Genomic DNA, 12,900 nt, shown 5'->3' on the forward strand with positions numbered 1-12,900 from the left:
TTGAACATAGTTCAGGAACAAGCGTAAGAAAACGAACACATGTATCAAGAAAAGCAAATATGCGTATCAAATCAATATTACACATGGCAGCACTGGTTGCTATTCAATCAAATAAAGAAATTACAGAATTCTACGATCGTAAAATAAAACAAGGGAAAGCAAAAATGAATGTTATAAACGCTATTCGAAATAAATTAATACATCGTGTATTTGCATGCGTTAGAGATAATAGAAAATATGAATATATTTATACCAATGCACTTGCATAAACCATAGAAATCCACGGCGATTTTAGAGCTTAGGTAAGAAAGGCAACACCAAAAGCTCTGGATTGTTGGTAAAACTGCTAACAACCATAAGCAATAAAAATAACGATGTATTTTGTTTCTGCCAGTTTATTATCTGCGTAGCGTTCAACACGAATCAAATAAGAATCTGCATCGTATCCATAAATACGCGTTCCTTTTTTAAGCGTTGCATACCAGGATCCGCCTTCTCCTGAGTATTGAATCAAGGTATCTTTCAATCCATATTGATTTCTGATCCGCTTGAGATCTTTTTGATAATACTCCTGAGACATACTTCCATTCGTATAAAACGCTTGCTGCTCATTATCTTTCAGAGTAATCAATTTAAAAAATAGTTTTGCTGAATCGGGAACAGCAATAAATGCTGTGTGTTCTTTACGATAGAATCTATTCGCATAGAGTTTTTCTTTTTCCTCATCAGGCACGTTCACATGCTCAAACATTTCATAGATAGCTGTCAGATAGCAATACGAAATTTTATAGGTATCCGTGCTGTGATTCGGAACGATTTCAAAAAGTGTTTTGTCAATTTTATTATCATGCGTATTTGCAAGTGATTCGCTGAGATAGACCGTATCAGCTGTAACAATCAATGTTTCCTCATAACCGTCCTGCTCTATTTCATCGTCATTTAAATGAGCCCCGTGTTTATCTACGCCTTCATAAAACTGTCCGCCATAAGTACGTTCCTCTCCTTCACCGTTGATGTCATATCCTGCAAAATTATGTATGATCAGATTGAAGTTTTTAAATCTCAATCTTGTTTGAGCAGGAGGTATATATTCATTTTCACCATATTGGATCTGTTCTTCATATGGATACATATCAGCTGTGCTATCTACGGATAAGATGCACGTATCTGCTGCAGGCGGTATAGCAGATTGTTTTGATTCAGTATGTTGCGTACAAGCAATCAACATACTTGTTAAAAGTGTCCATAGTATTGCGCGTCCTTCAATCATAGATTCTATTTACAAAATAAAAAACAGAGATGATCATTACGGTAAAAAATCCAGGCGAACTACATTTACCATCGTTCAATATATAAATTTCATTGTTCTTTAAGAAAATTATCGATCCATTGTATAGAGCAGTCGGTGGTTGGCCGAAAAGCCAGAACCACTGCGATCTTAATACTTAGGTAAAAGGGTACTATGTTGATGTTCTGTGCGCCACAGACCACGGTGAGGGAAGATTAAACGATCAACAATGGTAAGCGAAATATTTGCTTGGCTGTTGGCCGAAAAGGCACAACAGCGGGTTGATTAGTTCTTAAATCAAAAATGATAAAATACGTATGATTATTATTTTCTTGGCGCGAATTTCTGAACGCAGTTATTATTCGCATCTGCAATGTAAACGTTCCCATCTGAGTCCAATACAATACCATGCGGGCTTTGAAATTCACCATCGGAAATTCCGGGAGTACCTAATTGCGTAATGTACACACCTGTGTTTGTGAATTTCTGCATACAGTCTCTTTCAACATCGGTAACATACACGTTACCTTGTGCACACACGGCAATCGATTTCGGTGCTAAAAATTTACCGTTCGAAATACCTTCTCCGCCCCACTTTGTAATGAATACTCCTGCATTTGTAAACTTCTGTACTTCTCTGGTTTTTGAATCCAATACATACACATCGCCGTTGGCATCAATCGCAATGTCTGAAAGCCACAAGAATTTTCCGTTGCCTACTCCTCTAGTTCCCCACTTCAACAAGAACTCTCCCTTACTGTTAAACTTCTGAATTCGGTGATTATCTCTGTCAACAACATAAATATTACTTTCAGCATCTAGACATAAGGCAATCGGATCATTAAACATCCCATCTCCTAAACCATAATTCCCTATTATAGAAATCAATTTACCATCGGAAGAATATTTCATCACACAATGCTTTTGATTGTCTGCAACATAAAAATTACCATGTCTATCGATTACAAAATCTGTAAAACTGCCGTACTCTGTATGCTCCGATTGTATAGCTTCCCACTTTGCAACAAACTCTCCGGAAGGAGAAAACTTTTGTATGTAATCAATATCCATTACATACAAATTGTTTACAGAATCCACTGCAAGATTGAATGGAAAAAACAATTGATCGTTGTCTCCTTTAGGATTTCCCCATGAAGAAACAAACTGTCCGGCATTTGTAAATTTTTGCACATTCTGATTTCCTGCATCAATGGTATATACGTTGTTTGATGAATCAACTGCAATACCTGTAACGGCGTTAAACTGTCCATCCATGCCACCCAGCCTGCCCCACTTATGTATGAAGATACCAGAGGTGGACATGTTTTGAATACATGAATTATTATAGTCTACGACATAAAGCGTATTGCTTTTATCAATCGTTATTCCATTCGGATAATTAAATTGTCCTTTATTTTTTCCATAAGAACCCCACGAAGAAACGACTTTGCCATCTCCGGTAAATTTCTGGATACGGTGATTACCGGCATCTGCTACATACAGAAAACCATTCTCGTCTATTGCAATATCTTCCGGAATCTGAAACTGTCCAGGTTCAGTACCAAGCTCTCCCCATTTTTTTAAAAAGACACCTTTACTTGAAAATTTTTGAACGCAGTGATTGCCTCGATCGGTAACGTATATATTATTCAAGCTATCTATAGCTATCCCTGAAAGGTACATAAACTGTGCATCACCCGTTCCGAATGTTCCGAATTGAGAAATGAATTTACCATCAAGAGTCATCTTCTGAACTCTTGAAACATCCAGCACATATAAGAAACCATCTTTACCGATCGCCATTCTGGAAGCAGCAGAAAACTGTCCTTCTCCAAAACCAAAGCGTCCCCATTTCTTGATCAGCTTTCCGCTGTTATCAAATTTTTGTATACGGTCGTTATCGGCTACATAAATATTATTTAAGGAGTCCAGAACAATACCTAAGGGGCTGATAAATACAGTTTCACTGGAGGAACTTTTATATCCGCTGATTTTTCTTTCAAATGAATAATTCTGCGCAGAAGCAGTAAAAATAAATTGCAGTGCGGTAATCGTTAATAAGCAAATGCACTTATTATATTTTAACATAGTAACACTTATTTAAATTTAACCAACTAGCAGGAAAGGGATAATTCCTTTTTATAGTGGTTTTTATACTCTTTAGTCGAAGTAAACCTTTATATGGTTTAACAATGGTAGGGTAATTTTACATAAAAAAACATACTTTAAATTGATTAAAAGGCGATTTTGTAAAACATGCACGTTTAAACATGTAAGTTTAAGGTAATAAAAATCACATTTTAAAATTAAAGGAAATTCGTCTGAAATGCAAAACATTGTTATACTACAGAAGTTTTTATAAAAAACACTATCTCCTAAGCGTCCCCTAATCCCCTGCAATGACTTCAAATAGAAGCATCCATGATTTTACAGATTAATTATGTATTCATATACCTCTTTTTAAAGTTTAAAAGAGGTATATGCAACAGAGGAGAAAATCATATTAATCAGAACTTTACAAGGCATATTATTATGTAATAAAAATACGAATCAGAAATAAAAAGTGTATTGTGTAATGGTTTGTAAATATTGTTTATCTGGCTTCGGTCCGGTAAGATGAATACAAATTTCTAAGATCTAACTTTCCTTCCTGATCATGAACTTTCGCCGAAATGCATTATATAAATCCTTCCGGTTGTTTCAAATAAATATTCTTCACTCATCATATCACCCCATGGCCAATCTGCCCAGTCGGGATTAATTTTATATAAGGTAACAGGTTCATTTTTGAAAAAGCTTTTCAATAACATAATTAAATATTCAGAAAGATAAAATCCATTCTTTCCATTATGCTTCTCAAGTATCTTATCACACGTCCATTTTTCTATTAAAGGAATCATTGAAGTTTCCCAGTTCGGAATGTGTGTCAATATAATTTTCGATTTTAATTCTTCTAAAAATCTTTTTCAAATTGAAATTTTAAAAATTCCACTACAGATTCGTCAATTAACGAGTCTGAATATATATTTTGATTTTCATTTCTAAATTTTAAATAACTGACTTTCATGATGCAGCATATGAATAAAATTTATGTGGACGCTTTTGATGTTCTTTCTACTTCAATGCATGGATGAGAAAGTATTTCAGGAAGTGGTATTTCGATCAACTTAAAATATTAGATAATTCTATATTAACGGTTGTGCCTTCATCTATTTTACTTTCCAAGTTAATTCTCCCTCCAATTAATTCAACGTACCGTTTAACGATCGTCAATCCGAGTCCGCTGCCCTCTATGTTAACCACGTTGTTTGCTCTGAAAAAAGTTTTAAATAAATTTGCCTGATCAGTTTCTGATATACCTATACCATTATCACGTACGTTTAATAGAATTTTATTTTTACTTACTTCGGTAGTCAAAAATATTTCTTTATTCTTATCTGAATATTTTATTGCATTTGACAACAGGTTCAACAGAATATTATGCAATATTTTTTTTTCCTGTTTCACTTCCTTACTTCCTTTATGAACATACTGAATTTTTTGTCCTTCTTTCAGAATTCCTCCTACTTCCTGCATTATTTCATTAATAAAATCCGGCAGGTTAAAGTTTACATATTCAATTTTAATTTTGTTTTGTTCAATTTTATCTAATGATAAGTAGTTATTTAAAATACCAACAAGATTTTCAACGGAGGCTCTAATTTTTTTGAAGTGCTTCTCCATTTTGTCATAATCTCCTGATTGATTATAACGTTCCAGAAGAGACATGCTTGACGTAATTGTACTTAATGGTGTACGCAACTCATGTGATGCAGTAGAAACAAAACTGCTTTTAATTTCATTTAATTGTTTTTCATACTCTAACAAAGCAATTAATTCCTTTTCCAGATTTTTGATTTGCGTTACATCAGCCACATGAACGAAGAAGCCTCGTACTTCTCCATCCAGAATGTGCGGGTAATAGTTAGCGAGCGAATGTTTTGTACCATGCAAAGGAGTAAGTATTTCACGTTCGAAGGTTTGTCTTTCTCCGCCAAGTGCTCCGTTTATATAAGCTAAATTTAGTTCATACAATGGACCTAGTAATTCCTTTAGAGTAATCTTACCAATCATTTCATCGCGGTTTTTCCCAAACCATTCAAGGTATGCCTTATTAGCAAACCGACATACTAAATCTTTATCCCAATATGCAAGCATGGCATCAATATGATCTGAAACCAATAAACCTATTTGATTAAGGTCTGTTTCGTTATGTTTTTCATTATCATGTTTCATGGTAATAATAGGGTAATATTTTCTATTGTTTAAACTTTAGGTTGAAAGCAGTGCGCTGTCGGCCGTTGGCACAAGAGACCCTGTAGCGCTATTGGGCGGGAGGGTTGATTCGTGATTAGGATTGAAGAGATGGCCGGCAACATGGATATACAAACCTTTTTATCTGTCTTCGGAATTAAAAATCCAGAAGAACCGAATTCAATACATCCTTATAGTTACTATAAATTAATTTTCAATTCAATGACAGGCGAATAAACACCTTCATATTGAAGTGCATTGATAAATTCATTCGGATCACGTTCGTACATTTCATATATATCAAATGAATATCCTATGTGTGCATGTGGTATAAATTTCTTCACACCATTAAAAAACACTTGTACATCTTTTTCATCGTCGCAATCAAAAGTCACGATAGCGGCATCTCTGGTTAACAATTGAACTTTCTTCGTTTTAAATAACGTTATCACATACCATACAGTATGTTTTTCCACAATAGGTTTTATCCAGACAACACTTTCCGGATTCGTTTCAAGACGTTGATACCAATGCTTACCGTCGTACTCTTTTCTTTTCCCAACAAATAGAGCCGAGAGTAGAACAAAAACACCTATCGCGGCAGCAGGAAAGAATGCATTTGCCATACCAAAACTGATCGCTAGCAGACCAACTCCAATAAGTAATACCTGCGCTATAATCCCACCTTGATATTGATTCTCACATCTATCCGTGATCAATTTTTCAAAAAAATCATCTGCATACGTAGAATCCGGCAGTCGGTTGATTATATGTGCAGCTTCCTCATCGCTCAATTTACGTTCCAGTAAGGATGTATGTATTGAATCTGTATCCTTCCCTTTGCGTTTTTCTTCTAATGCAAAAAACCAATGACGTTCTTTATCAAAATTCAATTCTGCTTCTGTACGCTCAAATAATGTAGTATCCAGATTTCTTGTTTCGAATTCTTTTACAAGAATAGCAAGAGCTACTTTGGTTAATGTTTTTCTATCTTCATTCGCAAACTGAATTAATCTCTCATCCGTCATGGATGCATAGTTTTTTTTTATTTGATTTAAGTCGATCATACTTATTGTTTCTGTATCGTAAAAGTTTTATGGTTACAAATATACTAGTGGTTGTCAGCCGTTGGCATAAAAGAAGTTTAATTTGTGATTAGATCAAAAGAAGCAATCAACATAAACTTCGTCGATCTCAGTAATTACTCCATCGGAGTAATATATCTGTAGAAAATAATACCTACAAACCTCACGCACGGAGCTCCGTCCAGGAGCGACGACTAAACAACAAATATATCGTCCCGATGGAACTCATACAATTCTTAAATCTCTTTTATTTAGCTACAGATATTTAACCCCTAAGGGATTGGCTTATGGAGGTAATTATTGTTGGCTTAGTTTTTAAAATAAAACTACAAAACCTACCCAAAAGATTATAACGAATCAATTTATATATTCTCCAGCCTTAGGAATCTTTATTTGATATGCTTCAGGAACAATCTTATTTATGGTTAAAATTATCTCATCTGTTGCGGGGTGAGAATCATTTTGCAGCCATATACCCTTTTCATAATCACCCTTTTTATATCGTATAAGAGTACTTGTACCGCTAAATATAGCCCTGTTATTTCTGTTGTACTCTCCTTCTAATGAATCAAGTTGAAGTGAGCAAAAATAATCTACTAAAGAATCGCCTATTGATTGTTTAGAGAACACAACCGTATCTTTTATATAAACAATGTCAGAATGATTAGTGATCTTTATCTCATCTTTATTTATTTCATAGATCAATGTCCCTAGCCCTAACTTTAAGAAGTAACTTCTCACATACACAACCTTTATATTAAAATCACACGAAACAAGCTCTCGTTGTTTAACCTGAGGTTCTGGTTCATTGATGCAAGCAGTGGTTGCACAGAGAAATATCGTTAGTAAATAGATAAAATATTTTTCCATGTTATTTTATTCATATGAGGCACAAGCGAATGCTTGCGTCAGCAAAAATTTACAAGTACAGCAAATTACAAATCCTATTTATCCGGCTTCGGAATTGCAAATCCCGAAGAGCTGAGATCAGATTACATTTTTTTCAGATTAGGAAAATTACGCTCTACCAACTCACCGACTTTATCTAACAATTCTTTGCGTTCAGTATTGTAAAATGAAAATATTGTTTGCCAAAAAGTCGGAATGGGATTAATTCTGATCTGCAGATATCTTGGAGTCTCCATAAAACCCACGTTAATTAGATACTTCATATTTTTAATTTTCATCCCAAATGTATATCCCCAAGTCGAGTATTCAGTAGCGGAACTATTACAATCTTTTTCTAATTGAAATTTTAAAAATTTTCCAACAGATTCATCAAGTACTGAACCTGAATGAATCTTTCCATCTTCATTTCTAAATTTCAAATAACTGGCTTTCATAACATAGTTGTTATAGAATTCATTCAAAATTTTCGAATTACATCTTCGGCTTATCTACAATGACTTTAATCTTATCGCCCAACTTTACACCGGAAAGCACTTCTGCTTTGATGCCATCCGACAAGCCGGTTTTGATCAACTGTTTTTTAAATTCCTGAGGTTTGGTTTCTACTTCTACATAGACAGAATCTCCGCTGAACTGGATCAACGATTCTTTCACAGAAAGTACCGAATCTCTGCGCTGCAATACCAGATCGGCATTGGCACTGTAACCTGAACGGATGTAAACCGTCTTGTCAATTTTTACTGCTGCTTTAATCTCGAATTTAATGGCACCGTCTTCGGTAATACCTTTGGGAGAAATAAACTCAAGCGTTGCAGGAAACACTTTATTGTCAATGGCTGCAATGTGTAGATCCACTTCCATACCCGGCTTGATCTTCCCTACTTCAGACTCATCTACTTTCCCCAAAAAGATCATGTCGTTCATGTTCGCAATGAATGCGATGGTTGTTCCTTCGTTGAATGTATTTCCTTCGATCACAAAGCCGCCTTCTTCTACGGGCACATCCAGCACCATCCCGCTCACCGTAGCGCGTACCAGGTTTGTTGCATTTCCTGCCTGCTTGGTTGCACCATCTTTAACGATGTCGTAATTATTAACCGCTGCACGCAAACTCTCTTTCGCCTGATTGTAGTCCAGTAGATATTTATTGTACTCTGCTTCGGGAATCAGATCGTCGTCAAACAATTTTTTGTAGCGTTTGTATTCGGTCTCCGATTGAGTAAGCTGAAGTTTTGCTTTCTCTACATTTGTTTCTGCATTGTTCAAATTTGCCATGTTTGGCACAATACGGATGCGTGCGATCAATTCACCTTTTTCAATATACTGTCCGGCTTCAACAAACAGTTTATCTACAATGCCCGATACCTGAGATTTAATCGCAACTTCTTTGCGCGGAACAATGGAGCCTGCAGAAACAGACTTCTGTACAATGTCGCTGTAGAACAGTGTATCGGTTTGAAAGACCACCGGTTTCTTTTGTGAATTCTGATACAGGAACCAAAATGTCCAGACAAAAAGAATTGCCAGGCCGGCAATAAGTGTATAGGTAATAATTTTCTTGATCATATATTTATTCTGCTCTTAAGGCTTCAATCGGATTTATATTAGCGGCTTTGATTGCAGGAATGAGTCCAGCCAACGCACCGGCAAAAACAAGGATAACCGTTGCGGTAATAGCAACATTAAAATCAATATCGGGATTGGTAAAATAGGAATTCTTCGACTCTGCACCCGACAGCATATCTTTAAAGGATTCAACAAGCAATACGCCTGCTAGCAATCCAAAATACCCTGCTAAGGATGTGATGAAAATGGATTCCTGTATGATCAATGAAATGATGGAGATGGGTGTTGCGCCTAGTGCTTTCCGAATACCGATCTCTTTGGTTCGTTCTTTAACAATAATCAGCATGATGTTGCTGACACCTACAATTCCTGCAATGATGCTCATGATACCCACACCCCAGATAAAGATGGTGATACCGAAAAACAATCCATTTATCTTTTGTGTTTCTTTACCGGAGTTCCAGCCACCGACTGCATTTTTGTCTTTGGGCGATACAAGATGTTTGGTAGCGAGATACAGTTTTACTTTCTCCTCAACCACCAGCGGATCATACCCATCTTTGGGTGCAATTCCAAAGACACTAATTCTGTCGGGTAGGTTAAATGTGCCTTGCAGTGTAGACAAGGGAATAAATATTTTTTCAGAATCATCGCGGCCGCTTCCTCCCATATTCTCTACTTCAAAGCAACCGATCACCTGAAAGTATACACCTTTTATCTGAATGTATTTTCCAAGAGATGGCTCCTGTCCGAATAAAAGTTCACGTACACGCGTACCGATTACGGCTACTTTGCGCTTTTCATTCAGATCATTCTGATTGATGAATCGACCTTCAGAATATTTCATCGGACGTACCTTATTCAGATCGGGTACATTGCCATCTACTTTAAAATTACCGGTAGCGTTTTTATAATTGATGGTGTAATCTCCGGTAAGCGTGGTACCTGCAGCAATGTATAAAAGCTCCGGCATTTGCTTTCTCAGGTATTCATAATCGTCGTTCTTAAAGCTCACGTATCTGCCGGGCTTCATACCTTGATACGGTATGGTCGTTTTTCCTCCCCAGATCCACATGGTATTTTTAGCCATGCTGCTGAAGTTTTGGTTCACTCCATTCTCCAGACCTTTACCGGCAGCCAGTAAAAGTACGAGCATGAAGATCCCCCAGAAGACACCAAATGCTGTGAGCAAGGTTCTCAGCGGATGCTTCTTAATGGTATTAAATATTTCCTGCCACTTATCTAAATCGAACATATTTTATTTTTATAACTACACCAGTGGTCTGACCACTAAATAGAATCATTTGAGTATAATTTCAATCACAGATCACTAAAGAGTGGTCTGACCACTTTGTTGAACAAGTCGTCTGACCACTGAAAAAAGTGGTCGGACGACTGTGAATACTTATACATCATTGCATCAATCCATCTTTCAATCGGATGATGCGATCCGTGCGATCTGCGATATCGTGTTCGTGGGTAACAATGATCACGGTGATGCCCGAAGCGTTTATTTCTTTTAACATTTTCATTACATCATACGATGTCTGTGTATCTAATGCACCTGTAGGTTCATCGGCTAAAATAACTTTCGGCTTGGAAACTAATGCACGCGCAATGGCTACACGTTGTTTCTGTCCGCCGGATAATTGATTGGGCATGTGTTCAGCCCAGTCTTTCAATCCTACACGATCCAGATAATCCAGTGCAATGGCCATACGTTCTTTTCGTCCGACACCCTGATAATATAAAGGAAGTGCTACGTTTTCAACGGCATTTTTAAAGGCAAGCAAATTAAAGGATTGAAATACAAAGCCTAAAAATTTATTGCGATAAAACGCTGCCTTTGATTCCGAAAGATCTTTGATCAATGTTCCGTTCAGCCAATATTCACCTTCATCATAATCATCCAGAATTCCCAGTATGTTCAGCAACGTTGATTTCCCCGAACCGGAAGATCCCATAATGGATACGAATTCCCCTTCACCGATCGTTAAATCTATACCTTTAAGCACATGCATGGTATTGTTGCCGGTGGTATACGATTTATTTATATTCTTTAATGTTATCATGAAACTGGGAACAAACTCAAATGTAACGCCAAACTAGCCGAGATAGTTTACATTATCAACAAAAGAGTGTATTTTTATCGGGATTAATATCAACATAAAATCTTGATTAAGTATCGAGTGGTCGGACCACAAAAAAAAGTGGTCGGACCACCGTGGCAACTTATTTCGTCGGATCACATAATTAACATCATTCGTCCGACCACTTTTTTGTGGTCAGACGAATTGTAACACAAGCTTTAATCAATCTAATCCCCTAACAATCTTCTTATGAAGAAGCTATTTATACTTTTCATTTCCCTATCCGCTTTTTCAACGTACGCTCAGGAAACATGGACCTTACAGCAATGTCTGGAGTATTCTGAAACACATAATTCTCAGTTTCAAAAAATTAAAAATGCCAGCCTTATAAGCGAACAGAATATACTGCAGGCAAAAGGTGCTATGCTGCCAACCATCAATGCCAGTGCTTCTCAGAACTATAACTTCGGTAGAAGTATTGACCCTTTTACCAACGTGTATTTGAATCAACAGGTACGTTCAAACAATTTTAACGTGAACGGAAGTCTGGTTTTATTCAACGGTTTTTTATTACAGAATTCATTGAGACAAAGTAAAGATGATGTAGCTGCGGCACAGCAGGATATTGATCAGTACCGACTGGATCTGAGTATTTCTATTGTTCAGGCTTATGTATCCATTCTGATGAATGAAGAGATCTGGACGAATGCAAAACTACAGGCTGAGACTACAAAAGGTGTATATGAACGCACCGATAAGTTAAAGGAGTCGGGTGTGGTTGCAAAAAGCTCTGCCTTGGACGTATATGCGCAATGGAAAACGGAAGAAGCAAATGTAATTCAGACAAAAAATAATCTTGATCTTTCGTATTTAAATCTGGGTTTGCTGCTTGAACTGACGGATCCTATGTCTATCCGCATTGTAAAACCGGCACAGAATCTTGAAAAAAATCAGCTGAGTTATGCTTCTCCACAAGCTGTTATGGATGTAGTGATCGAGCAGATACCGCAATTAAAAAGCTTAGAGTATAAAAAACTAAGTGCAACCCATGCATACTATGCGAACAAAGGCAGGTATTATCCAAGACTTACATTAAACGGCTCGTTGGGTACCTTATATTCAACTTCAGGAAAGTATGTTTCCGGACAGCAATACAACGGCACCCAGGTGATCGGTATTACAGAAAACACCAATGAAAATGTACTGGCGAATTACTACACGAATATCTATTCAGACAAACCATTCAACACACAGATAAAAGACAATTACAGCAAGTTCATTGGCGTAACCTTAAGCATTCCGATCGTAAACGGATTGCAGGTACGAACTACCGTACACCGAAATAAGATTGCTATGACCCAGGCAGATCTTGATTACAACATTGCCAGGATCAGCCTACAACGTACCATATATACGGCCTATTATCAGGCAAGTGGTAGTCAATCAAAATTGTCTGCATTGTATGAATCCTATAATGCAACGCAGGAATCCTTCCGCAATGCGGAGAAAAGATTTGACGGAGGCTTAATTACATCTGTTGAATTCAACCAGATGAAAAATACCCTGAACCAATCTCAATCAAACTTGGTACAGGCAAAGTATGATTTCATCTTTAAAAATGCGATATTAGAAATATATTCCGGTCAGCCGGTAAACATTCAATAATACA

Annotated in this window: 12 protein-coding genes; 2 read left to right on the forward strand and 10 right to left on the reverse strand. The window is 36.7% G+C overall.

From position 1 onward, the window contains the following. The coding region (locus A3EE_RS0112655) for a transposase (RefSeq protein WP_026209627.1) at positions 1 to 269 on the forward strand (269 nt) is incomplete at its 5' end. Between the two features lie 77 nt (positions 270 to 346). On the opposite strand, the gene A3EE_RS0112660 is transcribed toward A3EE_RS0112655, so the two are convergent. From A3EE_RS0112660 to A3EE_RS0112715, 10 genes are all read right to left on the reverse strand, one after another. Then, complete coding sequence (locus A3EE_RS0112660; RefSeq protein WP_018343823.1) at positions 347 to 1,270, reverse strand: hypothetical protein; 924 nt, start codon at positions 1,268 to 1,270, stop codon at positions 347 to 349. A gap of 342 nt (positions 1,271 to 1,612) precedes the next feature. After that, positions 1,613 to 3,376, reverse strand: coding sequence for a 6-bladed beta-propeller (locus tag A3EE_RS0112665; protein WP_018343824.1), 1,764 nt, complete (start codon positions 3,374 to 3,376; stop codon positions 1,613 to 1,615). 566 nt (positions 3,377 to 3,942) lie between these two features. Then, positions 3,943 to 4,218, reverse strand: coding sequence for a hypothetical protein (locus tag A3EE_RS0112670; protein ID WP_018343825.1), 276 nt, complete (start codon positions 4,216 to 4,218; stop codon positions 3,943 to 3,945). 232 nt (positions 4,219 to 4,450) lie between these two features. After that, positions 4,451 to 5,563: a sensor histidine kinase gene (locus tag A3EE_RS21410; protein WP_018343827.1), complete on the reverse strand. Its 1,113-nt coding sequence runs from the start codon at positions 5,561 to 5,563 to the stop codon at positions 4,451 to 4,453. A 218-nt stretch (positions 5,564 to 5,781) separates the two neighbouring features. Beyond that, complete coding sequence (locus A3EE_RS0112685; protein ID WP_018343828.1) at positions 5,782 to 6,648, reverse strand: hypothetical protein; 867 nt, start codon at positions 6,646 to 6,648, stop codon at positions 5,782 to 5,784. A 375-nt stretch (positions 6,649 to 7,023) separates the two neighbouring features. Then, positions 7,024 to 7,536 carry a hypothetical protein gene (locus A3EE_RS0112690; RefSeq protein WP_018343829.1) on the reverse strand — a complete coding sequence of 171 codons (513 nt, stop codon included), beginning with the start codon at positions 7,534 to 7,536 and terminating at the stop codon, positions 7,024 to 7,026. Positions 7,537 to 7,658: 122 nt separating this feature from the next. After that, complete coding sequence (locus A3EE_RS0112700; RefSeq protein ID WP_018343831.1) at positions 7,659 to 8,009, reverse strand: hypothetical protein; 351 nt, start codon at positions 8,007 to 8,009, stop codon at positions 7,659 to 7,661. A gap of 37 nt (positions 8,010 to 8,046) precedes the next feature. Continuing rightward, positions 8,047 to 9,141 (reverse strand): efflux RND transporter periplasmic adaptor subunit, encoded by a 1,095-nt coding sequence (locus tag A3EE_RS0112705; RefSeq protein WP_018343832.1) that lies wholly within the window; start codon positions 9,139 to 9,141, stop codon positions 8,047 to 8,049. 4 nt (positions 9,142 to 9,145) lie between these two features. Then, positions 9,146 to 10,396, reverse strand: a complete 1,251-nt coding sequence (locus tag A3EE_RS0112710; protein ID WP_018343833.1) for an ABC transporter permease — start codon at positions 10,394 to 10,396, stop codon at positions 9,146 to 9,148. A 157-nt stretch (positions 10,397 to 10,553) separates the two neighbouring features. Next, a complete protein-coding gene (locus A3EE_RS0112715; RefSeq protein WP_018343834.1) occupies positions 10,554 to 11,213 on the reverse strand; it encodes an ABC transporter ATP-binding protein in 660 nt (219 codons plus the stop codon). 267 nt (positions 11,214 to 11,480) lie between these two features. On the opposite strand from A3EE_RS0112715, the gene A3EE_RS0112720 reads away from it, so the two are divergent. Next, complete coding sequence (locus tag A3EE_RS0112720; protein ID WP_018343835.1) at positions 11,481 to 12,896, forward strand: TolC family protein; 1,416 nt, start codon at positions 11,481 to 11,483, stop codon at positions 12,894 to 12,896. The last annotated feature ends 4 nt before the right edge of the window (positions 12,897 to 12,900 follow it).

This window comes from Cytophaga aurantiaca DSM 3654, assembly GCF_000379725.1.
GTDB lineage: Bacteria > Bacteroidota > Bacteroidia > Cytophagales > Cytophagaceae > Cytophaga > Cytophaga aurantiaca.